At 59.4% G+C, this 24,593-nt stretch carries 23 protein-coding genes; 14 read left to right on the top strand and 9 right to left on the bottom strand.

The window, feature by feature from the left end; translation table 11 throughout:
* The first annotated feature begins 207 nt into the window (after window positions 1-207).
* On the top strand, window positions 208-1,581 hold the full coding sequence (locus CPY51_RS21640; RefSeq protein ID WP_111162282.1) for an ISNCY family transposase: 1,374 nt from the start codon (window positions 208-210) through the stop codon (window positions 1,579-1,581).
* 340 nt (window positions 1,582-1,921) lie between these two features.
* Here CPY51_RS21640 and CPY51_RS21635 read toward each other — a convergent pair whose 3' ends face one another.
* A complete protein-coding gene (locus CPY51_RS21635) occupies window positions 1,922-2,620 on the bottom strand; it encodes an acid phosphatase (protein WP_111162281.1) in 699 nt (232 codons plus the stop codon).
* Between the two features lie 247 nt (window positions 2,621-2,867).
* On the opposite strand from CPY51_RS21635, the gene CPY51_RS21630 reads away from it, so the two are divergent.
* The 5 genes from CPY51_RS21630 (at window position 2,868) to CPY51_RS21610 (ending at window position 9,088) form a co-directional block, all read left to right on the top strand.
* Window positions 2,868-4,736: an ABC transporter ATP-binding protein gene (locus tag CPY51_RS21630; protein ID WP_111162280.1), complete on the top strand. Its 1,869-nt coding sequence runs from the start codon at window positions 2,868-2,870 to the stop codon at window positions 4,734-4,736.
* Complete coding sequence (locus CPY51_RS21625) at window positions 4,736-6,637, top strand: ABC transporter ATP-binding protein (protein ID WP_111162279.1); 1,902 nt, start codon at window positions 4,736-4,738, stop codon at window positions 6,635-6,637. The genes CPY51_RS21630 and CPY51_RS21625 overlap by 1 nt, the downstream gene beginning before the upstream one ends.
* 165 nt (window positions 6,638-6,802) lie before the next feature.
* A complete protein-coding gene (locus tag CPY51_RS21620; protein ID WP_111162278.1) occupies window positions 6,803-7,309 on the top strand; it encodes a winged helix-turn-helix transcriptional regulator in 507 nt (168 codons plus the stop codon).
* A 17-nt stretch (window positions 7,310-7,326) separates the two neighbouring features.
* Window positions 7,327-8,592 (top strand): beta-ketoacyl-ACP synthase II, encoded by a 1,266-nt coding sequence (fabF, locus tag CPY51_RS21615; RefSeq protein ID WP_111162277.1) that lies wholly within the window; start codon window positions 7,327-7,329, stop codon window positions 8,590-8,592.
* A gap of 67 nt (window positions 8,593-8,659) precedes the next feature.
* On the top strand, window positions 8,660-9,088 hold the full coding sequence (locus tag CPY51_RS21610; RefSeq protein WP_111162276.1) for a DUF4864 domain-containing protein: 429 nt from the start codon (window positions 8,660-8,662) through the stop codon (window positions 9,086-9,088).
* Window positions 9,089-9,103: 15 nt separating this feature from the next.
* On the opposite strand, the gene tgt is transcribed toward CPY51_RS21610, so the two are convergent.
* The 5 genes from tgt to coaD form a co-directional block, all read right to left on the bottom strand.
* Window positions 9,104-10,234 carry a tRNA guanosine(34) transglycosylase Tgt gene (tgt, locus tag CPY51_RS21605; RefSeq protein ID WP_111162275.1) on the bottom strand — a complete coding sequence of 377 codons (1,131 nt, stop codon included), beginning with the start codon at window positions 10,232-10,234 and terminating at the stop codon, window positions 9,104-9,106.
* Window positions 10,231-11,334, bottom strand: coding sequence for a tRNA preQ1(34) S-adenosylmethionine ribosyltransferase-isomerase QueA (gene queA / locus CPY51_RS21600; protein WP_111162274.1), 1,104 nt, complete (start codon window positions 11,332-11,334; stop codon window positions 10,231-10,233). Before queA ends, tgt begins: the two co-directional genes overlap by 4 nt.
* Window positions 11,335-11,408: 74 nt before the next feature.
* The gene (locus tag CPY51_RS21595; RefSeq protein WP_111162273.1) at window positions 11,409-11,918 is read right to left on the bottom strand and encodes a peptidylprolyl isomerase; all 510 of its coding nucleotides are present in this window, start codon (window positions 11,916-11,918) and stop codon (window positions 11,409-11,411) included.
* Between the two features lie 24 nt (window positions 11,919-11,942).
* Window positions 11,943-12,515, bottom strand: coding sequence for a peptidylprolyl isomerase (locus CPY51_RS21590; RefSeq protein WP_111162272.1), 573 nt, complete (start codon window positions 12,513-12,515; stop codon window positions 11,943-11,945).
* Between the two features lie 88 nt (window positions 12,516-12,603).
* Window positions 12,604-13,098: a pantetheine-phosphate adenylyltransferase gene (gene coaD / locus CPY51_RS21585; RefSeq protein WP_111162271.1), complete on the bottom strand. Its 495-nt coding sequence runs from the start codon at window positions 13,096-13,098 to the stop codon at window positions 12,604-12,606.
* 200 nt (window positions 13,099-13,298) lie between these two features.
* Between coaD and CPY51_RS21580 the strand changes: the two genes are divergently transcribed.
* The 3 genes from CPY51_RS21580 (at window position 13,299) to CPY51_RS33840 (ending at window position 13,941) form a co-directional block, all read left to right on the top strand.
* Window positions 13,299-13,481 (top strand): hypothetical protein, encoded by a 183-nt coding sequence (locus CPY51_RS21580; RefSeq protein ID WP_111162270.1) that lies wholly within the window; start codon window positions 13,299-13,301, stop codon window positions 13,479-13,481.
* A 132-nt stretch (window positions 13,482-13,613) separates the two neighbouring features.
* A complete protein-coding gene (locus tag CPY51_RS32870) occupies window positions 13,614-13,769 on the top strand; it encodes a hypothetical protein (RefSeq protein ID WP_195909592.1) in 156 nt (51 codons plus the stop codon).
* 37 nt (window positions 13,770-13,806) lie between these two features.
* A complete protein-coding gene (locus tag CPY51_RS33840) occupies window positions 13,807-13,941 on the top strand; it encodes a hypothetical protein (protein ID WP_275540488.1) in 135 nt (44 codons plus the stop codon).
* A gap of 164 nt (window positions 13,942-14,105) precedes the next feature.
* Here CPY51_RS33840 and gyrA read toward each other — a convergent pair whose 3' ends face one another.
* A complete protein-coding gene (gene gyrA, locus CPY51_RS21575) occupies window positions 14,106-16,913 on the bottom strand; it encodes a DNA gyrase subunit A (RefSeq protein WP_244598744.1) in 2,808 nt (935 codons plus the stop codon).
* Window positions 16,914-17,138: 225 nt separating this feature from the next.
* On the opposite strand from gyrA, the gene CPY51_RS21570 reads away from it, so the two are divergent.
* Window positions 17,139-17,786, top strand: a complete 648-nt coding sequence (locus CPY51_RS21570) for a MarC family protein (protein WP_111162269.1) — start codon at window positions 17,139-17,141, stop codon at window positions 17,784-17,786.
* A gap of 60 nt (window positions 17,787-17,846) precedes the next feature.
* Here the strand turns inward: CPY51_RS21570 and CPY51_RS21565 are convergent, their stop codons facing one another.
* Entirely contained in the window at window positions 17,847-18,395 is a 549-nt protein-coding gene (locus CPY51_RS21565; protein WP_111162268.1) for a single-stranded DNA-binding protein, read from the bottom strand.
* Window positions 18,396-18,639: 244 nt separating this feature from the next.
* On the opposite strand from CPY51_RS21565, the gene uvrA reads away from it, so the two are divergent.
* Together uvrA and CPY51_RS21555 are read left to right on the top strand one after the other, a co-directional pair.
* Entirely contained in the window at window positions 18,640-21,561 is a 2,922-nt protein-coding gene (gene uvrA / locus CPY51_RS21560; protein ID WP_111162267.1) for an excinuclease ABC subunit UvrA, read from the top strand.
* 22 nt (window positions 21,562-21,583) lie between these two features.
* Window positions 21,584-22,390, top strand: a complete 807-nt coding sequence (locus CPY51_RS21555; protein WP_111162266.1) for a DUF72 domain-containing protein — start codon at window positions 21,584-21,586, stop codon at window positions 22,388-22,390.
* A 14-nt stretch (window positions 22,391-22,404) separates the two neighbouring features.
* On the opposite strand, the gene CPY51_RS21550 is transcribed toward CPY51_RS21555, so the two are convergent.
* Window positions 22,405-23,880 carry an NAD(P)H-hydrate dehydratase gene (locus CPY51_RS21550; RefSeq protein WP_111162310.1) on the bottom strand — a complete coding sequence of 492 codons (1,476 nt, stop codon included), beginning with the start codon at window positions 23,878-23,880 and terminating at the stop codon, window positions 22,405-22,407.
* 15 nt (window positions 23,881-23,895) lie between these two features.
* Here CPY51_RS21550 and CPY51_RS32340 point away from each other — a divergent pair, with 15 nt between their 5' ends.
* On the top strand, window positions 23,896-24,201 hold the full coding sequence (locus tag CPY51_RS32340) for a hypothetical protein (RefSeq protein ID WP_146260154.1): 306 nt from the start codon (window positions 23,896-23,898) through the stop codon (window positions 24,199-24,201).
* 26 nt (window positions 24,202-24,227) lie between these two features.
* A complete protein-coding gene (locus tag CPY51_RS21545) occupies window positions 24,228-24,566 on the top strand; it encodes a P-II family nitrogen regulator (RefSeq protein ID WP_003579240.1) in 339 nt (112 codons plus the stop codon).
* The last annotated feature ends 27 nt before the right edge of the window (window positions 24,567-24,593 follow it).

Below are 24,593 nucleotides of genomic sequence, written 5' to 3'. Positions count from 1 at the left end.
CAACACCGCGCAAATGCCTCGGCTACAAGACACCCGCCGAAGTCTTCCGCCAGAAACTCCTCGCGCAGATCAGGCGTACCGGTTAGCCTCCCAGAGCCCGCAGGTCGCGGTTCGCCATGAACTCACACCGCAAAGTTAAAGTGTCCTGTTTCTGCAAAGTTGGAATGTCACACTCCCCGGGTCTGACTGACGCCAGGGAGATTGCGGATGGGACTGATTGCGATGAGCGAGCGCGACCTGCAGCGGATCGAGATCTTGTCGGAAGTAATCGCCGGCCGCATGACCATAGTGTCGGCGGCGCATGTGCTCGATCTAAGTGAGCGCCAAGTTCGTCGTCTGCTGGCGCGGATCAGGACGAATGGTGCGGCATCGATCCGGCACAAGGCGATCGGCCGACCATCGAACAACAGGATGAGCGATGGGGTTCGTGATTATGCTGTTGCGATCGTCCGAGAACGCTATGCGGATTTCGGTCCAACCTTGGCAGCCGAGAAGCTTGGTGAGCGCGATGGATTGCGGGTGTCGCGCGAGACGTTGCGCAGTTGGATGGTGGACGCCGGACTTTGGCTGTCGCGCAAGCAGCGCCGAACGTTTCATCAGCCGCGGCTGCGACGCGAAGCTTATGGCGAGCTGGTGCAGATCGACGGGTCGGAGCATCGCTGGTTCGAGGATCGTGGCGATCCCTGCTCGCTGCTAGTTTTCGTTGACGATGCCACCGGCAAATTGATGCAGTTGCGCTTTGTACGCTCGGAAAGCGCTTTCAGCTATTTTGAGGCACTGGAGCTTTATCTGCACGATCACGGTGCGCCGATTGCCTTTTATTCCGACAAGCATTCGGTATTCCGGGTGGCGAAGAAGGAGGCCAAGGGCGGCCAGGGCATGACCCAGTTCGGTCGGGCACTTTGTGAGCTAAACGTCGAGATTCTTTGCGCAAATTCCAGCCAGGCCAAAGGGCGCGTCGAGCGGATGAACCGGACATTGCAGGATCGCCTGGTCAAGGAATTAAGGCTGGCGGGCATCTGCGATATGGAGGCGGGCAATGCGTTTCTGCCGGGCTTCATGAAGCACTACAATGTACGGTTTGCGATTGTCCCTGCCCGGTCCGATGACCTGCACCGACCAATGAATCTGGCGCCGGATCGGTTGGCCGAGATCCTGTGTAAACGCGAGCAACGCTATGTCGGAGCGCAGCTGACGTTTTCGTTCGAGCGTCAGCGGATCATGCTGGAGGAGAGCGATGTGACGCGCGGGTTGGTTGGTCGATATGTCGAGACCTATGCCTATGCGGATGGTCGGCTGGACGTGCGCTGGAAGGGGCATTCCTTGCCCTACACGGTGTTCGACAAGGACCAGCGGGTGACGCATGCGGCGATCACCGAGAACAAGCGGCTCGGCGACGTTCTTGCCTATATCAAGGAGCGTCAGGATCAGCGACCAACGCCGAAGGTGAAGACCAACAGCGAGAAGATTGGCTACAAACCCCGTGGCCGCAAGCCGGGTCGGCAGACGGATTTCATGAACGGCCCCGCCGTCATTGCCCGACGGCGACCCGTGCTCTCTGACCTCGATGCGGCGGAATGACTGGCTGCTCCAACTGTCAAAGCTAAAGCCGGTTGGTGCGTCTCACCCGCCCCCTCCCTTCCCTTGCAACCCGGCCTAGCCGGTCCGGTCGGGGGCTTGCCTCAGTGCAAGTGGACATCTCGAGTGTCGCATTTCTAAATGGCCGAAGACGCGCCCAAAGTGACATTTCTACTTTGCACAACGGCGGACATTCCAACTTCCCCGCCACATTATTTGGCGTTGGGTGGGTTCGATTTTCAGATACAACACTCCCTCCCAATGGCAATACCCCAGCTGAAACCTGAAGACCGCAGGATGCCCCGCGGTCTTCGAATTCTCCCGATGCTATCCCAAGATTGACCTAGAGACCGAGCGCGCTCCGCAGTTCTGTCTTGGCCGCTTCGTACTCGGCCTTGTAGTCATCGTGGGTCATGATGGTTTGTGCGATGACGGTGCCTGAGATGCGCCCTGCCTCGATATCGGTGGCGTAATGTATTCCACCGACGATGCGATTGTGACCGTATTCCCAGGCGCGCGTCATGATGGGCGCTTTCTTTTCCGGCAGCATGTTCGAAAGAACGATACCCATCAGCGTTCCGAGGGTCGTGTGCCCTGAAGGATAGGAGCCGGATTTCGACAGCGGGACGATCGGCTTTACCAGATCACTATAAAGGTGCGGCCGCGGCCGTTTCCATACATCCTTGGCGGGATCGACGACGGCACCTTCGGTTTCAACGATCCGATCGAAAAATGCGGAAAATTTTGGAAGGTTTTCCTTGGTGAATTTCGGACTGTCGATGACGTCCGAGAAGCGCCAGACATCTTCTTCGGCATCGGCGACGGCGCGAGCAGCCATTTCGGGCGTGCGAGTTACCTGGAGCGTCAGGATTTCGGCCAACTCGCTTTTCATTTGAGCCGAGTCGTTTGCCGGCGGTGGCGGCAGCAGTGTCGTAAGATCGATCTCCTTGGCATCGGCGAACGGCTTTGCACCGTCGGCAAAAGTCGGTGAGGCCAGACCGACGACCAGAACGAGGGCCAATAATGGGGAGAGATGACGCATGTGAGCTCCTTTTGGTAAAGCGATAGCTCTAGCTACCAAGCGATCATCTTAGCTTTGTGACAGGCCTGATATTTGAGGACGGCAATCGCAACTCCTTGGGCTTATCCGTGTTCGCTCACGAACTTTAGACAAATTGGACTCTTGAATGCCGGGACGGAATCGGCGAACTTCATCGAACACCCTATTCTCTCGCGATCCGACCCGGTCTCCGGGCCTGCCTCGTTCAAATATCGCTTGGAAAATTACCGTGAGCAGCGATTCATCCAGAAACGCAGCGAGGCAATCCGCTTCGTTGGCGCATGTGACGGCGGCAGGCTGGGGCCGAGGCCTTTCCACCATTGTGCGCATTACCCACATGACATGGCGGCATCCCTGGCAGACCAGTCTGGCGATAGGGTCAACTCTGGTAGCTGCAACGTTGCAGTTGATGATCCCGCGCATGCTGGGCCGCGCCGTCGACCAGACGCAGACTGCATTTGGCGGCGGAGTGGCAGGTCTGGCGGCAGAGAATGCGCTTTGGATGACGGCGCTTCTGCTTCTCGTCGTCAGTGTCCTGCGCGGTCTCTTCACGATGGTGCAGAACTATTTCAGCGAGTCCGTCGGCCACCACATGGGCTACGAACTGCGCCTCGCCTGCTATGAAAAGATCCAACAGCTCAGTTTCAGCTTCCATGACGGTATCCATTCGGGCGATCTCATCACCATCGGCCTTCTCGATCTTGAAGGTGTGCGGATGTATTTCTCGACGGCCCTGGTGCGGATGATACTGCTGACGATACTGATCGGCATTGGCGCCTACATGCTCCTGTCGACCGACGTCGTGCTCGGCTTGCTGGCGCTTAGTTTCGTGCCATTCGTCGCATGGCGGTCCTCCGTGACGCAGTTGCGGCTGCGCGCGACCTGGCTCGAACTTCAGGAACGGCTTTCCGTGCTGACCCGCGTCATGGAGGAGAATCTTGGCGGCATCCGCGTCGTGCGGGCTTTTGCTGCCCAGGCCTATGAGATCCTGAAATTCGAGAAGGCATCGCACAGCGCGCTTGAGCTTTCGCACCGGCGTGTGGGTATCCGCGTCATCAATACCAGTGCGATGAACCTCTCCTTTTTCGCGGCCATGGGTCTTGTTCTCTGGGTCGGCGGCAACAAGGTGATCGCCGGCCAGATTACCGTGGGCACCCTCGCCTCCTTCCTCACCTTCATGACAATCCTGCAGATGCCGGTGCGGCAGCTTGGTCTGATGGTCAATGCCTTCGCGCGGGCCTCTACCTGTGGGTCGCGACTGTTTGGGCTGCTCGATCTCGACATCGCAATCAAGGACGCGCCGGGCGCGAAGCCCCTTAAAGTATCCGAAGGAACATTGCGCTTCGAGAACGTGAATTTTGCCTACCCAAGCGCTGAAGATCGCTTGGTGCTGAAACGTATAAGCTTCGAGGCCCGGCGTGGCGAGACGATAGGCATCGTCGGTCCGCCCGGTAGCGGCAAATCCACCATCGCTCACCTCATTCCGCGCTTCTACGACGTAACGTCAGGCCGGATTACCATCGATGGACAGGATATCAGCGAGGCGACGGTAAAGTCGCTGCGCCACGCGGTGGCGGTTGTGCAGCAGGACTCGTTCCTGTTCACCACCACCATCGAGAACAATATCGCCTACGGCGACCCATGGGCCAAGGAACCCAGGATCGAGCGGGCGGCTGAATCGGCCCAACTTCACAACTACGTCCTCGGTCTGCCGATGGGCTACACCACTGTTGTCGGCGAGCGCGGCGTCTCGCTATCCGGCGGCCAGCGACAGCGGCTTTCGATTGCCCGTACGCTGATGTTGAAGCCGGCGGTGATGATCTTCGACGATTCCACCGCCGCCATCGATGCCGCTACCGAGCAGCGTATCCGCAGTGCCATGCGGCGCTATGCCAGGGATCGCGTGACTATCGTCGTCGCTCATCGCCTGAGTTCGTTGATGCATGCGGACCAGATATTGTTCGTCGAGAATGGTGAGATCGTCGAGCGCGGAACGCATGAGGCGCTGCTCGCCGCCGGCGGGCGATACAAGGCGCTCTACGATCTGCAGGTGAGGCCGGGCGATGAAGTTCCGGTGACAAGGCGGGAGGCTCGGTGATGGCTGAGGAGATCGAGACCGAGCGCAACGACGTGCGTGAGGATGGGCGCCGCCCTCCCCGCGCTGTCGTGGGGTCGCATCGGGTCGAGGAGGAAATATTCGGCAAGGTGTTCGACACCAACGTCGTCAGGCGCATATGGCAGTTCGTGCGTCCATATCGGCGGAAGATGTATATCGCCGTCGTCGCCGTGCTGTTATTTACCGCCTCGCAAATCGTCATTCCGCTGCTGATCCGCTATGCCATCGACCACGGCATGGCGCCTGGCGGGATTGACCACTCTGCCCTCACCTTTGCAATCGTCGGCTTCGGCATAGCCATCCTTGTCAATTACGGTGCCAGCTACGTTCAGGAGACGGTCGTCGGCAATGTCGCCGAGGAAGTGCTATTCGACATCCGCAAGGCGATGTTTACCCATCTGCAGCGTGTCTCCCTGTCGTTCATGGACAGAACAGAGGTCGGCCGATTGATGTCGCGGCTTCAGGGTGACGTCAATTCGATGCAGGAGTTCCTCGAAACGTCGGTACTGTCAGTCGGCGACATCGCGCTGTTGTTCGGCATCATCGTCGTCATGCTTTGGCTTGACGTCCGGCTCGGCCTGCTGACGCTCTCGGTCATGCCGATCCTGTTTGTCGTCCGCCTGTTTTGGTTGCCGCGGGCGCGCACGGCGTTCATGGCAGCGCACGAAACCAATTCCATCACCAGCGGTGCGCTCGCCGAGGCAATTCATGGGGTGCGGGCCGTGCAGGGCATGGATCGGCAAGGCGTCAACTTCACGCTGTTTGACGACAAGGCGCACGCTAATCTGAAAGCCCATCTGACGGCCGCGAAATATGCGCAGGTGATGGTGCCGATCGTCGATACTCTTACGGGCCTCGCAATGGCGGTTGTCATCGTCGTTGGCGGATCCCGGGTTCTCGACCAGAGGCTCGACGTCGGCGTGATGGTGGCATTCCTGTTCTATATCCAGCGCTTCTTCGACCCTATCCGCTCCCTGACAATGCAATATTCGGTGATGCAGCGCGCCATGGCGTCCGGCCAGCGACTGACCGACGTGCTGGACGTCCCGATCGATGTCCAGGATGCACCTGATGCCAAGGTCCTGACATCGGAGATGGACGGTTCGGTCGAGTTTCGTGACGTGATCTTCGGCTACAATCCTGAGCATCCGGTGCTGAAGAATGTCAGCTTCCGGGTCAATCCCGGCGAGACGGTTGCGCTCATCGGTCCGACCGGCTCGGGCAAGTCGAGTTCGATGGCCCTCATCCACCGGTTCTATGACGTCCAGCACGGCCAGGTGCTCGTCGGCGGCCATGACGTGCGTAGCCTGACGCAGGACTCGCTTGGCCGACAGATCGCCATGGTGCTTCAGGAGCCGTTTCTCTTCACCGGAACCGTCATCGAAAATATCCGCTACAACAAGGCGAGCGCGACACGAGAAGACGTCATCGACGCTGCCAAGGCGGTCGGTGCGCACGAATTCATCATGCGGCTTTCCGAGGGTTACGAGACCGTTCTCGGGGAGCGCGGAGGCGGACTGTCGATCGGCCAGCGCCAGCTGGTCAGTTTTGCCCGAGCGCTTGTCGCCGATGCGAAAATCCTGGTGCTCGACGAAGCTACGGCCAATATCGACAGCTATACCGAAATGCTCATCCAGAAGGCGCTGGTGAAACTGCTGGAAAATCGCACCGGCCTCGTCATCGCCCATCGGCTCGCCACCATTCGCGAGGCCGATCGCATCATCGTGCTGCAGAACGGCCAGGTGGTCGAGAGCGGCAACCATGCGGCGCTAATGGCAAACGGCAAGCTCTATTCAAAGCTCTATAATCTCAACTACTCGTCTTTCGACGATATTCCTGATGTTGAGCTGGACGTCACCTCGCCCTCCGAATCCAGGACATAGGCGCATCGCGCTGCGTCGCATTTCCTAATGCGATACATCCGCTACATGTCGTAATATATTGATTATCAAAATTTATTTAAGTGACGCAGGACCGTGAAGCCGGCGGTGTCTCGACTTTCGGCTAGTTACTTGCATAATGCTAGTAACTAGTGCTACTCGTGGATCATGCAACGAACCAGCTTCAGAACTTACGACTGCCCCGCTGCTCGCGCTCTTGAAAGCGTCGGCGACTGGTGGAGCATCCTGATACTTCGGGACGCCTTCCAAGGGCTGTCGCGGTTCGATGAATTTCAGAAGAGCCTTGGTGTTGCGCCCAATATCCTGACGCGGCGGCTGAAACACCTGACGAGCGAGGGGCTTTTCGAGCGCCGATGCTATCAGGAGCGCCCTCCGCGCTACGAATATGTGTTGACCGCCAAGGGTCGCGATTTCTTTCCCGTTCTCATGTCGCTGTTCTATTGGGGACTGAGGCATATCCCGACGGACGAAGTTGCCATGCTGTTGGGTGACGCCAGTTCCGGCGCCGAGCGCAAGGTCGCCGTAACGGACGCCGTGACCGGTGAACAGCTGACACCTGACAACACAACGATATTGGCCGGCCCCGCCGCTGACGAAGCTGTGCGCGAACGGATCGCGCGCATGCGGGCCTGGTATCTGGGCATCGATGCCTGATCGCAAAGGAGCATGAGATGGAACGCATAGTGGTTACCGGTATGGGCGTGGTATCGCCTCTCGGCGTCGGCGTTGACGCGGCCTGGAAGAGGTTGATCGAAGGACGATCCGGTTTGCGGTTGCTGCCAGAAGAGGTCGTCGGTGAACTTGCGGCAAAAGTCGGCGGCCTCGTGCCGGATATCGCAGAAGACGCGGAAGCCGGTTTTGATGTCGACCGGTACGTTCCGTTGAAGGACCAGAAGAAGATGGACCGCTTTATCCTCTTTGCGATGGCAGCCGCCGAGGAAGCGATCAATCAATCGGGATGGGCGCCGACCGATGTTCGCGACCTGGAAAGAACGGCGACCGTTATTGCGTCCGGCATAGGCGGCTTCCCTGCAATTGCCGATGCGGTGCGAACCGTCGAGACGCGCGGTGCGCGCAGGCTCTCGCCGTTTATCGTGCCGTCCTTCCTTGTTAATCTCGCCGCCGGGCAGGTCAGCATACGTTATGGCTACAAAGGTCCGCTTGGGGCGCCGGTGACGGCTTGCGCGGCGAGCATCCAGGCCATCGGCGACGCGGCACGGCTGATCCGTTCCGGCGAGGCGGATGTCGCGATCTGCGGTGGGGCCGAGGCGTGCATCGACAAAGTCAGCCTCGGCGGCTTTGCCGCTGCGCGCGCGCTTTCGACAGGCTTCAGCAATCACCCTGAAGAAGCCTCCCGCCCGTTCGACGCGGCGCGCGACGGCTTCGTCATGGGCGAAGGCGCCGGCATGCTTGTCATCGAAACCCTGGAGCATGCGCTAGCCCGTGGCGCGACGCCGCTTGCCGAACTGGTCGGCTACGGCACGGCCGCCGACGCCTACCATATGACGGCCGGTCCCGAAGATGGAGACGGCGCTCGCCGGGCGATGCAGGCGGCGCTTGCGCAGGCGGGGATTTCACCAAGCCAGGTGCAGCATCTCAACGCCCATGCCACATCGACGCCGGTCGGCGATCGGGGTGAGATGGAGGCGATCAAGACAGTGTTCGGGCGCGAGCGTGCTATTGCCGTCAGCGCCACGAAGTCTGCAACTGGTCATCTGCTCGGTGCCGCCGGCGGACTGGAAGCGGTGTTCACCATCATGGCTCTCCGCGATCAGATCGCACCGCCGAGCCGCAATTTGGCGGAGCCCGATCCGGCTGCGGAAGGTATCGATCTGGTTGGGCCCGAGGCGCGGCCGATGGCTATGGAATATGCCATTTCAAATGGCTTCGGCTTCGGTGGCGTAAACGCCAGTGCCCTGTTCCGACGTTGGCAATAAGCAAGCACTAATCTTCCCAAAGGCAAAAAGCGCGCTATCCTTTCCGCATATCTCAGGAGGTCGTTTCATGCGCGCTTTTTCTGCTGCCATCATCTTCTGTCTTGCCTCGCTCGCGCCGGTACTGCCGGCTCGGGCGGCGGATGCCTTGCGGACTACGCAGGCGATGATCCAGCAGCAAATCCAGGCGTTTCTGCATGATGACGCCGCCGCTGCATATTCCTTTGCGGCACCCGGCATCAAGGCGATGTTTCCCGACAAGGACGCCTTCTTCGCGATGGTGAAGAAGAGCTACGAGCCGGTCTATCATCCGGGCAACTACGCCTTCGGGCGCAGCAAATCCGTCGATGATGGCGCGACGATCTACCAGGAGGTGCTGATCACCGGCAGCGACGGCAAGGATTGGTCGGCGATCTACCAGGTTACCCGCCAGCCCGACGGCAGCTACAAGATCAACGGCGTGCAGATCGTGCCGAATACGGCGAGCCAGGGCATCTGACGCCTCTCGCCGGTATCAGACCGCTTCGATGTCGCCCCTCGCCCATGTCTCCTGCGTTTCCGCCATGAAATCCGCAAAGCGACCTTCGTCGATTGATTTGCGGATGCCCAGCATCAATTCCTGGTAGTAGGCCAGATTGTGCCAGGACAGCAGCATGCCACCGAGCGCTTCGTTGGAGCGGACGAGGTGATGCAGATAGGCGCGGGAGTAATCGCGCGAGGCCGGGCAGTTTGATTGCTCGTCCAACGGCCGCATGTCCTCCGCATGACGGGCATTGCGGATATTCACCTTGCCACGGCGGGTAAAGGCCAGACCATGGCGGCCTGAACGGGTCGGCATGACGCAATCGAACATATCGATGCCGCGCGCGACAGACTTCAATATATCGTCCGGCGTGCCGACGCCCATCAGGTAGCGCGGGCGCTCCGTCGGCAGGGCTGGAAGCGTGATTTCGAGCATTTCCAGCATGACGCCCTGCGGCTCGCCGACAGCCAGGCCGCCAACGGCATATCCTTTGAGATCGAGCTGCGTCAAAGCCTCTGCGGAGCGAATGCGAAGCTCCGGAATATCGCCGCCCTGGACGATGCCGAACATGGCCTTGCCGGGCTGTGTGCCGAAGGCAACCTTGCAACGCTCTGCCCAGCGCAATGACATTTCCATGGCGCGTTCGATTTCCTTCGGCTCTGCCGGAAGCGCTATGCACTCATCGAGCTGCATCTGGATATCGGAATCGAGCATCCCCTGGATTTCGATGGAGCGCTCCGGCGACATGTGATGCAGGCTGCCGTCGACATGCGACTTGAAGGTCACACCCCTCTCGTCAAGCTTGCGCAGTCCGGAGAGAGACATGACCTGGAAACCGCCTGAATCCGTAAGGATAGGCCAGGGCCAGCGGATCAGTTCATGCAGGCCGCCGAGACGGGCGACGCGCTCGGGACCTGGGCGCAGCATGAGGTGATAGGTATTGCCGAGAATGATATCGGCGCCGGAATCCCTGACCTGGTCGAGATACATGGCCTTGACGGTGCCGACAGTGCCGACCGGCATGAAGGCCGGCGTGCGGATCGTCCCGCGCGGCATCGAGACTTCGCCGAGACGCGCCCCGCCATTCGTCTTCTTTAAATTGAACTGGAAGGTATCGCTCATCTAGTCTGTCCTGGAACAAGGGCTGGCCGAAACAACAGGCTGGCATCGCCGTAGGAATAGAACCGGTAGCCGGATCCTATCGCATGCTGGTAGGCTCCATGCATGGTCTCGAAGCCTGCAAAAGCCGATACCAGCATGAACAGGGTCGATCGCGGCAAGTGAAAATTGGTCATCAGGATGTCCACCGCCTTGAATCGATAGCCCGGTGTGATGAAGATTCCCGTGGGGCCGGACCAAGCCTTAATGGTTCCGTCGTTGTCGGCAGCACTCTCGATCAGGCGAAGCGACGTCGTGCCGACGCAGACGATACGCCCGCCCCTCGCCTTGACGGCATTGAGCCTGGCAGCCGTCTCAGCGCTGACGTAGCCGATTTCGAGATGCATCTTGTGGTCGTCGGTATCGTCGGCCTTGACAGGCAGAAACGTTCCGGCGCCGACGTGCAGCGTGACGAAGTGCCGCTCGACGCCCAGCCGATCAAGCGTATCGAACAAAGCGGGAGTGAAATGCAGGCCTGCGGTCGGGGCGGCCACCGCACCTTCTTCGCGGGCATAGATGGTCTGATAGTCGGTACGATCGCGCTCGTCTTCCGGTCGCTTGGCGGCGATATAGGGCGGCAGCGGGATATGTCCGACCGTAGCGATTGCTTCGTCCAGCGACGGGCCGGAAAGATCGAAGTGCAACGTGATCTCGCCGCTGTCACCCTTTTCCTCAACGGTCGCTTCCAGCGAGCCGAGCATGCAGGAGTTGCCGTCGTGGCCGAATTGGATGCGATCGCCAACCTTGATGCGCTTGCCGGGCTTGGCGAAGGCTTTCCAGCGGTCGGGGGCGACGCGCATATGCAGCGTTGCTGAAACCTGCTGCCCCGGCGCGCCTTCCCTATGCCTTGTACCCTCAAGCTGGGCTGGAATCACGCGGGTGTCATTGAAGACGATCGCGTCACCAGGCCGGAGGAAGGACGGCAGGTCCTGCACTCGATGGTCTGAGAGTTGCGATGGCGAATTGGGATCGACGACCAGCAGCCGTGCGCTATCGCGCGGCTCGGCGGGACGCAGCGCAATGCGCTCGTCGGGCAGGTCGAAGTCAAAAAGGTCAACGCGCATCTGGCAATCTCAAGCAAAAACGAAACCCGCCCCGGCGCCGAAGCGCATAGGGCGGGTTCAAGGATTAGTCACAATCAGACGTCAGCAGCAACCCGCATGGAGACGATCGAATCCGGATCCTTCACGGGTTCGCCGCGCTTGATCTTATCGACATTGTCCATGCCCTCGATGACCTGGCCCCAGACGGTGTATTGCTTGTTCAGCCAGGGTGAATCGGCAAAGCAGATGAAGAACTGCGAATTGGCCGAGTTCGGGTTCTGCGAACGCGCCATGGAGCAGGTGCCACGGCTGTGCGTCGTGGCGGAGAATTCAGCCTTCAGGTCAGGCTTGGATGAGCCGCCCATGCCGGCGCGGGCCGGGTTGAAATGTTCGCCGCCCTGCTTGCCGTACTGCACGTCGCCGGTCTGCGCCATGAAATCGTTGATGACGCGGTGGAAGACCACGCCGTCATAGGCCTTCTCGCGGGCGAGCTCCTTGATGCGAGCGACGTGTTCAGGTGCTACCTGCGGCAACATCTGGATGACGATCTTGCCCTTGGTGGTTTCCAGGATGATGGTGTTTTCTGGATCCTTGATCTCAGCCATTGCTCTTTTCCTCTTTCTTGAAATTTACTTCTTGCCCAGGGTGACCTTGATCATCCGATCCGGGCCGGTGACCGCGCCGCTCTCGCCTGCGCCACGCTTGATCTTGTCGACAAGTTCCATGCCGGAGACGACCTTGCCGACAACGGTGTACTGGCCGTTCAGGAAGGGGCCGTCACCGAACATGATGAAGAACTGCGAATTTGCCGAGTTCGGATCCTGCGAGCGGGCCATGCCGACGGTACCGCGAGTGAAGGGAACCTTGGAGAATTCCGCCGGAAGATCAGGCATATCGGAACCGCCCATGCCGGCCTGGCTTGCGTCGTAGCCCTTGTTGAGGTTGCCGAACTTGACGTCGCCTGTCTGGGCCATGAAGCCTTCGATGACGCGGTGGAAGGCAACGTTGTCGTATTCGCCCTTGGCGACCAGCGCCTTGATCTGCGCGACATGCTTCGGCGCAACTTCAGGCATCAGCTGGATAACGACCGGGCCTTCCTTAAGCTGGATGGTGATGAAATTGTCGTCGGCTGCGGCAAAAGCGCTGCCGGCAAACGCGGCAAGGCAGAGAAGCCCGGCAAACGCGATATGAATGAATTTCATGGGATGCTCCGTTTGGAAAGATAGGTTTCGGCTTTTGATCTGGCATGATCCGGTCCCAAAAACCGCTTCGCACTTTTCGGGATCATGCTCAGGCCTTCGACTTGGCCTTCAGGGCTTCAAGAACTGCGGCAGGCACGAAGGCGCTGATATCGCCGCCCATAGATGCGATCTGCCGGACCAATGTGGCGGTTATGGGCCGCGATGCGGTGCCGGCGGGTAGAAACAAGGTCTGGATATCAGGCGCCATCTGGCGGTTCATCCCGGCCATCTGCATTTCGTAATCAAGGTCCGTTCCGTCTCGCAGCCCTCGAACGAGCAGCGTCGCATTATGGGCGCGGGCAGCGTCGACAACGAGATTGTCAAAAGCGACGATGGAGATATCACCGACCTTGTGCGGCAAGGTGGACGCCAGCGAGCGACGGATCAGTTCCGCCCTCTCCTCAAAGGAAAACAGCGGCGTCTTGCCGGGATGAATGCCGATTGCCACGATGACCGACGACGCGACGTTCAACGCCTGGACGAGAACGTCAAGATGTCCGTTTGTCATCGGATCGAAGGATCCGGGATAAAAGGCTGTCGTCATGCGCTACCGGCCGGGTTGTTTGGAGGCCTTTTGTCACGGATATGGCCGCCTCGCAAGTGATTTACTGCCATCCGCCGCGGCGCGCTGAACCGTAGATGAACGCTTCATTCAAGGCCGTTTCAGCTTGGGCATGCTTTATTGGAGTCAACGTCCACCACGGCCATTCGGTTGTTGGAGACCCACCCACAGGAAAAGCGGCAATGCTAGTTCTTTTTCTCGCCACCGCTGTCATCGCGTCCGTCATTGCTGAATTGATCTTGCACGAGGTCTCGAAATACTACGAGATCGAGTGGGTTTCACTTCCGCAAGCAGCCGAACCGGACCTGGCAAAGGACGTCGTTGCACGGCTTCGTGAGGCTCAGAGAAACCTGAACGCCAGATGAACAAGCCATTCAAGGTCGCTTCAGAGTGGCGTTGGTAAACAGACATTGAACATCCGGCGGAACCAATTTTTTGCGGATGCGTTATCAGATCGAACCATAGCAATGCAGATTGTGCTGAAGAGGAAAAAACATATGTCCAACAAGGTCACCATGATTAACATAATTTGGATGATGATGATCTCGGGCATGCTGGCAGCCACAATCGCACTCTATGATCAGAAGATGGATCCGGCAAAGGTTTACGGTCCATTTGCTTCGGCTCGGCCTTTTGTTGCCAGCCAATACTGAGGGTCTGAACGCAATTCTGTAAAAGAGAGGAACGACCATGTTCACGATTTTGACAGTGCTTACGGCCATCATCAGCATCATGTTCATCGTGTCCGTGGCTTCCACCATTTCGGCGCTGCGACGCGAGAGCGAAGAGATGAAGCAGGTGAACAAGCACCACAAGGCTTTCTAGGTTTTCCCCGGCCCGAAGCGTTCGGACCATCCGACGCTCGGGCACTTTCGAAGCGGACGCGTCCCCCACGCGTCCGTTTTTTTGTGCTTGCGCGTTTGACGCCCTTCCAAACGAAAACCGGGCAGCAACGCCGCCCGGTCCCTCAGCTGCTTGTTCGCTGTGATTTAAGCTTCGGTTTCCCCGCCGCCGTCGGCTTCAGGTGTATCGCCGTCGACCACGCCGCCTTCGGGCGTCATTTCGTCGGCTTCGATGACATCCTCTTCATCTTCGGGCTCGTTGATCCGCTCGACCGAGACGACCTTTTCGTCCTTGGCCGTCGAGAAGATCGTGACGCCCTTGGTTGCTCGGCTGGCAATGCGAATGCCGCCGACCGGAACACGAATGAGCTGCCCGCCATCTGAAACCAGCATGATCTGGTCTCCGTCGTCGACCGGGAATGCCGCGACGAGTTCGCCGATTTCTGCAGTCTTGGACGTATCGGTGGCGCGAATGCCCTTGCCGCCACGTCCGGAAATGCGGAAGTCGTACGAAGACGACCGCTTGCCGTAGCCTTTTTCGGAAACCGTCAGTACGAACTGCTCGCGTGCCTTCAGCTCTTCGTAGCGCTCATCGGTCAGTTGTCCCTCTTCGGTGACTTCCTCGCCGACCAGCGCGATTTCCTCAGCTTCGCCTGTCGTCAGACGCCTATCGTTTGCAGCGCGCCTCAGATAAGCCGCGCGCTCCCAGGGTTCGGCATCGACATGGCTCACAATCGTCATGGAGATGATCCGGTCGCCCTCGGCCATGTTGATGCCGCGCACACCGATCGAATTTCGGCCAGCAAAGACACGCACGTCGGAAACCGAGAAGCGTATGCACTGGCCGAGCGCAGTCGTCAGCAGAACGTCATCTTCTTCCATGCAGGTCTCGACGGAGAGGATCTGATCGCCCTCCTCCTCGAGCTTCATGGCGATCTTGCCATTACGGTTGACCTGGACGAAATCCGACAGCTTGTTGCGGCGAACGGTGCCGCGTGTTGTCGAGAACATCACATCGAGGTTGTTCCAGCTTTCCTCATCCTCCGGCATCGGCATGATCGTGGTGATCCGCTCGCCCTTTTCAAGCGGCAGCATGTTGATCAGAGCCTTGCCGCGTGCCGTTGGAGTACCGATCGGCAGGCGCCAGACCTTCTCCTTGTAGACAATCCCGCGCGACGAGAAGAACAGAACAGGCGTATGCGTGTTGGCGACGAATAGCCGGGTAACGAAATCTTCGTCTCGCGTCGTCATGCCGGAGCGGCCCTTGCCGCCACGACGCTGGGCACGATACGCTGTCAACGGTACGCGCTTGATGTAGCCGAGATGCGAGACGGTAACGACCATGTCCTCGCGAGCGATCAGGTCCTCGTCGTCCATCTCGAGACCGCCATCGACGATCTCGGTGCGGCGCGGCGTTCCGAATTCGTCACGGACCGCGATCAGTTCGTCCTTGACGATCGTCTGGATACGGACGCGCGACGACAGGATGTCGAGGTAATCCTTGATCTCTTCGCCGATCTTGTTGAGCTCATCGCCGATTTCGTCGCGGCCGAGCGCCGTCAGGCGGGCCAGGCGCAATTCGAGAATGGCGCGTGCCTGCTCTTCCGACAGATTGTAGGTCAGGTCTTCGTTGATGCGGTGACGTGGATCATCGATCAGCCGGATGAGGCTTTCAACGTCCGACGCGGGCCAGCGGCGCGTCATCAACTGTTCGCGGGCCGACGCCGGATCGGGCGCCTGGCGGATGACGCGGATCACTTCATCGATGTTGGCGACGGCGATTGCGAGACCGACCAAGACGTGGGCGCGGTCGCGTGCCTTGCGGAGGAGATATTTCGTTCGCCGGCTTATGACCTCTTCGCGGAACGAGACGAAAGCGCGGAGCATATCGAGCAACGTCATCTGTTCCGGCTTGCCGCCGTTGAGCGCCACCATGTTGCAGCCGAACGAGGTCTGAAGCGGCGTGTAGCGATAAAGCTGGTTCAGGATGACGTCGGCATTGGCGTCGCGCTTCAATTCGACGACGACGCGGTAGCCCTGGCGGTCGGATTCGTCGCGAAGATCGGAAATGCCCTCGATGCGCTTTTCTCGCACGAGTTCTGCCATCTTCTCGATCATCGTCGACTTGTTCACCTGATAGGGAATTTCGGTGATGATGATCTGTTCGCGGTCGCCGCGCATCGGCTCGATGGTCGCGACGCCGCGCATGATGACCGAGCCGCGGCCCGTCTCATAGGCCAGGCGGATGCCGGCGCGTCCGAGGATCTTGGCGCCAGTCGGGAAGTCCGGACCGGGAATAATCTGGATGAGGTTGGCCAATTCGAGCGTCGGATCGTTGATCAGAGCGATGCAGCCATCGATCACTTCGACGAGGTTGTGCGGCGGGATGTTGGTCGCCATCCCGACCGCGATGCCGCCGGCGCCGTTGACCAGGAGATTGGGGAACTTGGCGGGTACGACAACAGGCTCGCTCAGCGTGCCGTCATAGTTCTCGCGGAAGTCGACCGTATCCTTGTCGAGATCGTCCAGCAGCGCATGCGCGGCCTTCTCCAGACGGCACTCGGTGTAACGTTCGGCCGCCGGAGGGTCGCCGTCCACCGAACCGAAATTGCCCTGGCCGTCGATCAGCGGCAGGCGCAACGACCAAGGCTGCGCCATGCGCGCCAGGGCGTCGTAAATCGCCGAGTTGCCGTGCGGATGGAATTTACCCATCACGTCACCCGTGACGCGGGCGCACTTCACGTACTTCTTGTTCCAGTCGATACCTAGCTCGGACATGCCGAACAGGATGCGCCGGTGAACGGGCTTGAGGCCGTCGCGAACGTCAGGAAGAGCTCGGCTCACGATCACGCTCATCGCGTAATCGAGATACGACCGCTGCATTTCCTCCACGATGGAGATGGGCTCGATACCTGGCGGGAATTTCCCGCCGCCGGGTGGGGATTGTTCAGTCAAAACAGATCACGATCTCTCTTAGAATCACTGCAGAATTTATAGCGGAAACCATGCTCCTGCGCCAATTTCAGCGCATGTTTTGAACAGGCTTTTGCCTTCTAAAGCCTTTAAATCGCACATTTCGATGGCGAGCGACACAACCTTGCCAGTCTCGCACTTTGCGAAACCGAAATCATCACATAACAATGGCGCCGACCGCATGAAAATCTGGAAGCCGGAGCAAATATGGCGAGTGTAGACACGCTAATCAATGCCTTCACGACATTGCTGGTCACCGTCGATCCGCCGGGCCTCGCTCCGCTTTTTCTCGGACTGACGACAGGCATGAACCGCGCCGAGCGCGGCCAGGTGGCGCTGCGGGGCTCGTTGATTGCTTTCTTCATCCTGGCGGCCTTCGCTCTGTTCGGCGCAAGCGTGCTCAACGTCCTCGGGATATCGATCGGCGCCTTCCGCATCGCCGGCGGATTGCTTCTCTTCTGGATTGCCTTCGAGATGGTGTTCGAGAAGCGTCAGGACCGCAAGGAAAAGACCACAACGGTTGCGATCACCCAGGACCATATTCACAACATAGCAGTCTTTCCCCTCGCCCTGCCGCTGATCGCCGGCCCTGGGGCCATATCGGCGACGATCCTGCTGGCAGGTTCCCTGCAGGGAACGGTCGACCGGATGCAGTTGATCGGCGTCATCGCTGTCAATCTGGGCCTGGTCTTCGCCGCATTGGTGATTGCCGAAAGGCTCGACCGCCTGCTGGGTGTGACCGGGCGGGCGATCCTCACGAGGCTGCTCGGCGTCATTCTGGCAGCCCTTGCTGCGCAGTTCGTTGTCGATGGCGTCAAATCAGCGATGAATTTGATAACTCAAGCCGCAACGTAGAAAGGCCCGCCGAAAGGCGGGCCGCTATATTGATCGATCTGACTTGGATTTCGGGATCGATCAGAACGGAATATCGTCGTCGAGATCGCGGGAGAAGTTTCCGCCAGCGCTGGCGCCACTGCCGCCGCCGCGACTAGGAGCCGATGAAGATGACGAAGGCTGGCCGTAGTCGTCGCCATATCCGCCGCCGCCACCACCGAAGTCATTGCCGCCACGCGCACCGCCCCGACCGCCTTCGCTGGCGCCACCGCCATCACCGCGGCCATCGAGCATCGTCAAAGTTGAGTTGAAGCCCTGGAGCACGATTTCGGTCGAGTATTTTTCGACGCCGTTCTGGTCCTGCCATTTGCGGGTCTGCAGCTGGCCTTCGATATAGACCTTTGCGCCCTTCTTCAGATACTGCTCGGCAACCTTGCAGAGGCCTTCGTTGAAGATCACGACACGGTGCCACTCAGTCTTTTCCTTGCGCTCGCCGGAGGTGCGGTCGCGCCAGGTCTCAGACGTTGCGATATTGAGGTTGGCGATCGGACGACCGTCCTGGGTGCGGCGGATTTCCGGGTCTGCACCGAGATTTCCGATCAGAATTACCTTGTTCACACTACCAGCCATACCAACCACCCTATGTCCGCCCCATCGAGCGGCGTTCCAATTTAATTTCTCACCTTAGCGCATGAACACCAGCCAGTGGGCTTTAAGCGCGGTTCATCCACAAGGATTTTTGTTCTTTATTTGTTCTAGTTTATCACTATGATCCTGTCAACCGAATCGAAAACCTCACATGTCAATGCGTTTCAGCCTCGACTCGCCAGCGCGCATCACTAAATAAGGGCTGACACAAGGGACCAGCTGAACGATGAGTGAACTCAAGACCATCTCCATCCGCGGCGCGCGCGAGCACAATCTCAAGGGCATCGACCTTGATCTTCCGCGCAACAAGCTGATCGTGATGACCGGCCTTTCCGGCTCCGGGAAATCCTCGCTCGCCTTCGACACAATCTATGCCGAGGGCCAGCGACGCTATGTCGAAAGCCTGTCGGCCTATGCGCGGCAGTTCCTGGAGATGATGCAAAAGCCTGATGTCGACCAGATCGACGGGCTTTCGCCGGCGATCTCGATCGAGCAGAAGACCACCTCGCGCAATCCGCGCTCGACGGTCGGCACGGTCACCGAGATCCACGACTACATGCGCCTGCTCTTTGCGCGCGTCGGTGTTCCTTATTCGCCGGCGACGGGCTTGCCGATCGAGAGCCAGACCGTGAGCCAGATGGTCGATCGCGTCCTCGATTATGAGGAAGGCACGAGGCTTTATATCCTTGCGCCGCTCGTGCGCGGTCGAAAGGGCGAATATAAAAAGGAACTGGCGGAGCTGATGAAAAAGGGCTTCCAGCGCGTCAAGGTCGACGGCCAGTTCTACGAGATTGCCGAGGCTCCGGTTCTCGACAAGAAATACAAGCATGATATCGACGTCGTCGTCGACCGCATCGTGGTACGCGCAGATGTCGCTGCGCGCCTTGCAGACAGCTTCGAGACCAGCCTTCGCCTTGCGGACGGTCTTGCGGTCGCCGAATTTGCCGACAAGCCGCTGCCGCCGGAAGATACGTCGGCAGGTGGTTCGGCCAACAAATCGTTGAACGAAACGCACGAGCGGGTGCTCTTCTCCGAGAAGTTCGCCTGCCCCGTCTCCGGCTTTACCATTCCGGAGATCGAGCCGCGGCTGTTCTCGTTCAACAATCCTTCCGGCGCCTGCCCGTCCTGTGATGGGCTCGGCTCGCTGCAGAAGATAGATCCCGACCTGATCGTCCCCGAGCACGAGCGGACATTGCGCGATGGTGCCATTGCGCCGTGGGCCAAGTCGACGTCGCCCTACTATAATCAGACGCTTGAAGCGCTCGGAAAGCATTACGGTTTCAAGCTTGGCAGCCGATGGAACGACTTGCCGGATGAGGCCAAGAACGTCATCCTGCATGGCACCGAGGACAAGATCGAGTTCCACTACGCCGACGGCGCGCGATCCTACACCACCCACAAGAATTTCGAGGGCATCATTCCGAACCTCGAGCGCCGCTGGAAGGAAACGGATTCCGCCTGGGCGCGCGAGGAGATAGATCGGTATATGTCGGCCGCGCCCTGCCCGGTCTGCAACGGATATCGCCTGAAGCCAGAGGCGCTTGCCGTCAAGATCGACACGTTGCATATCGGCCAGGTCTCCGAAATGTCGATCCGTGTCGCGCGCGACTGGTTTGAGACATTGCCGGCGTCCTTCACGTCGAAGCAAAACGAGATTGCCGTCCGCATCCTCAAGGAAATTCGCGATCGTCTGCGTTTCCTCAATGATGTCGGCCTCGAATATCTCAGCCTGTCACGCAACTCGGGCACCTTGTCCGGCGGCGAAAGCCAGCGTATTCGCCTCGCGTCGCAGATCGGCTCCGGCCTGACCGGCGTTCTCTACGTGCTGGACGAGCCGTCGATCGGCCTGCACCAGCGCGACAACGCGCGACTGCTCGAGACGCTGAAGCATCTGCGAGATATCGGCAATACGGTCATCGTCGTCGAGCATGACGAAGATGCGATTATGAGCGCCGACGACGTCGTCGATATCGGACCTGCCGCCGGCGTCCATGGCGGACATGTCGTCGCCCATGGCACGCCGCAGGAAATCATGGCGAACCCGAAGTCGCTGACGGGCAAATATCTCTCGGGCGAGCTCGGCGTTCCCGTGCCTTCGGAGCGGCGCAAGCCGAAGAAGGGCAAGGAAATCCGTATCGTCGGCGCCCGTGGCAACAACCTTAAGAACATCACCGCCTCGATCCCGCTCGGCGTCTTTACCGCCGTGACGGGCGTTTCCGGCGGCGGAAAGTCAACGTTCCTCGTCGAGACGCTTTATAAATCCGCTGCACGCCGCGTCATGGGCGCGCGCGAAAATCCGGCGGATCACGATCGTATCGATGGCTTCGAGCATATCGACAAGGTGATCGACATCGACCAGTCGCCGATCGGCCGTACGCCGCGCTCCAATCCGGCAACCTATACCGGCGCATTTACACCGATCCGCGACTGGTTTTCCGGACTGCCAGAGGCAAAGGCGCGCGGTTATCAGCCGGGCCGGTTCTCCTTCAACGTCAAGGGCGGGCGCTGCGAGGCCTGCCAGGGCGACGGCGTCATCAAGATCGAGATGCACTTTCTGCCCGATGTCTACGTGACCTGCGATGTCTGCCACGGCAAGCGCTACAACAGGGAAACGCTCGACGTCACCTTCAAGACCAAATCGATTGCCGACGTGCTCGACATGACGGTGGAAGAAGGTGTCGACTTTTTCGCAGCCGTTCCAGCTGTGCGTGACAAGCTGCAGTCGCTGAAGGATGTCGGCCTCGGCTATATCAAGGTCGGACAACAGGCCAACACGCTTTCGGGTGGCGAAGCCCAGCGCGTCAAGCTAGCCAAGGAACTGTCAAAGCGCTCGACCGGACGCACGCTCTACATCCTTGACGAGCCGACCACCGGCCTACATTTCCACGATGTCGCCAAACTGCTGGAAATGCTGCACGAACTGGTCAATCAGGGAAATTCCGTCGTGGTTATCGAGCACAATCTGGAGGTCATCAAGACCGCCGACTGGGTGCTTGATTTCGGCCCTGAAGGCGGCGACGGCGGGGGCGAGATTGTCGCTGTCGGCACACCAGAGGCGATCGTCAAGGAGCGACGGTCCTATACCGGGCAATTCCTGAAGGACCTGCTGGAGCGCCGGCCGGTGAAAAGAGTGGCGGCGGCGGAGTGATTAGGGTTCGAGGGAGGCTTGCATGACCAAGACTGGTACAATCCGCACGGGCATCGGCGGCTGGACGTTCGAGCCCTGGCGGGGGACGTTCTTCCCTGACGATCTCAAGCAGAAGGACGAGCTTCACTATGCCAGCCGGCAACTGAAGGTCATCGAGGTCAATGGCACCTATTACAGCACCCAGAAGCCGGCGACCTTTGCCAAATGGGGCGCTGATGTGCCGGAGGGGTTCATCTTCTCGCTGAAGGCAACGCGTTTCGTGACAAATCGTCGGGTTCTCGCCGAAGCGGGCGAGTCGATGGAGCGTTTTCTGAATTCCGGCATCAGCGAGCTCGGCGAGCATCTTGGTCCGCTGCTCTGGCAGTTTGCCCCGACCAAGAAGTTCGATGCCGACGATTTCGAGGCTTTCCTGAAGCTTCTGCCGGCGAAGCAGGATGGATTGCCGTTGCGACATGTGGTCGAGGTCCGGCATGATTCGTTCAAGGTACCGGAATTCGTGACCCTGCTGGCGAAGTATAAGGTCGCCCCGGTCTGTGCCGAGCATCACGATTATCCGATGATCGCCGACGTGACTGCCGACTTCGTCTATGCGCGCCTGCAGAAGGGTTCGGACGAGATCAAGACTTGTTACCCGCCGAAGGAGCTGAAGGATTGGGCCTTGCGGCTCGAGACCTGGTCAAAAGGCGGCGTCCCCGACGATCTGCCGCTAATCGACGAGAAGCGCAAGGTCGCGACCGAGCCCCGCGATGTCTTCGCGTTCATGATCCACGAGGGCAAGGTCAATGCGCCACACGGTGCGATCGCTCTGCAGGGGCAACTGGCGAAATAGCAGGCGAGCGCTGGCTACAGCGGCCTTACGTGAGCCACTAGGTCCTCCGCCGTCAGGCCCTTGCCGGCACTTTGGCCAGCCTTGCCGTGCAGCCAGACCCCGGCAGCGGCGGCCTCGAATGTCGGCATGCCTTGCGCCAACAGCCCGCCGATAATGCCGGCGAGCACGTCGCCCGATCCGGCGGTTGCCAGCCAGGACGGCGCGTTGGTGTTGATCAGCGCGCGGCCATCAGGTGCTGCGATGACACTATCGGCCCCCTTATACACGATAGCTGCATGGGCACGTTTGGCCGCGGCCTGCGCCTTCTGCACCTTACTGAGGCTATAGTTCACAGCAATGTCGGGAAAAAGACGGGCGAATTCGCCTTCATGTGGTGTCAGCACAAGTCGCGTGGCGCCTTCGGCAAAGGCGTCGAACAATTGCGCCGGATCTTCGCGAAACGAGGTTATGCCGTCAGCATCCAGCACCAAATGGCGATTGGTGAGTGCAAGCGCGAACTTGCGCGCCTTCTTGCCGATACCGAAGCCGGGGCCGAGGACGAACGTCGTCAGGCGCTTGTCCTCGAGCCAGGCGTTCAAGTCCTTCTCGGTTTCAATCTGTCGCAACATGACTGCCGTCAGCAAATTTGCGTTGACGCCCATCGCCTCTTGCGAGGATGCAATGGTGACAAGCCCGGCGCCGGCCCTGAGGCCGGCCATGGCCGACATCCGCGCGGCGCCGGTTGCCGTCGCGCTGCCTGAGAAGACGACGAGATGCCCGCGCTTGTACTTGTGCGTCTCGATCAGGGAAGCCGGCACGCTGGCCTGCCACTGCGCCGGCGTGTTTTCAGCAACTTGACCCTTTGCATGCGCTTGAACGATCCGTGCGGGGATGCCGATGTCGAAAACTTCCAGCGTGCCACAGAGCTCACGGCCCGGCATCAGCAGATGACCCGGCTTACGGGTCATGAAGGTCACGGTATAGGCCGCGGTGAATGCCGCTCCAAGAATTCTGCCGCTGAGCCCGTCCAGCCCGGAAGGCAGATCGACCGCCACTACCGGGACATTGGCCTTGTACACGCGCCCGATGAGCCGGGCCACCTCTTCGGGGACCGGGCGGGCGAGACCGGCGCCAAAGATGGCGTCGACCACGACATCGCCTGACAGGGGCGCGTATGCCGCGATATCCTGGCCGGGGATTGGACAGGATGCGAACGCACGCGCCGCATCGCCCTTCAGTGCTTGCGGCTTGCCAAGAGAAAAGACTGAGACCGCAGCCCCGCTTTCCCACAGTGCCCTCGCAGCCACATATCCGTCGCCGCCGTTGTTGCCGGGGCCGCACAGAACAACAAAACGCAGAGCTTCGGGAAAGTGTCGCAGGGCGGCGGCAGCGACGGCGTGGCCAGCTTTCTCCATCAGCCCGAACGATGATATCCCCGATTCAGCAGCAGCCTGATCGACCGCCGCCATGTCTTCAGGTGTAAGGAGGAGCTCGCAAAGGGGACGCGTCATGATGAACATCATTCAATGCGAAATACGGGCGAAAAACAACCTGTTTTCGGCGCCTTCATTTGGTTAAACAATAATCATTTGCATAATATTTGTCCATTTGCCCAAGTTGATCTCCGCGAGGCGATGGCTCCGAATATCGCAATTTCTTTTCATTTTTCAGTTGTTTCAGCTCATTTCCAGATAAAACGGCTATCAATTTCCTCGGAAAAGCTCATGAATACGGGGGATATCGTCAGATTCTTCGGAAAATCGGCGAATGATCGAAATCAACTGGCACGATACGTGCATCGAGAAGGCCAAGCGGGTTATTTCCTGCTTTAACGGGAGAAGCGGAGAGACATTTTCTCATGAAAAAGATCGAAGCGATCATTAAGCCATTCAAGCTTGACGAAGTGAAGGAAGCCCTTCAAGAAGTTGGGCTGCAGGGTATCACTGTCACGGAAGCAAAGGGCTTCGGTCGTCAAAAAGGCCATACGGAATTGTACCGTGGGGCCGAATATGTCGTCGACTTCCTGCCGAAGGTGAAGGTCGAGGTGGTGCTGGCGGACGAGAATGCGGAAGCCGTCATCGACGCTATCCGCAAGGCTGCCCAGACCGGCCGTATCGGCGACGGAAAGATCTTCGTGTCCAATATCGAAGAGGTTATCCGTATCCGGACCGGTGAAACGGGCATAGACGCTATCTAATTTGCCTCGCCGATCCGGCGAAGCTTC

The sequence above is a fragment of the Arminella tubonensis genome (assembly GCF_003240585.1).
Lineage (GTDB): Bacteria > Pseudomonadota > Alphaproteobacteria > Rhizobiales > Rhizobiaceae > Rhizobium > Rhizobium tubonense.
This window is presented reverse-complemented; position numbering and strand designations above follow the sequence as displayed.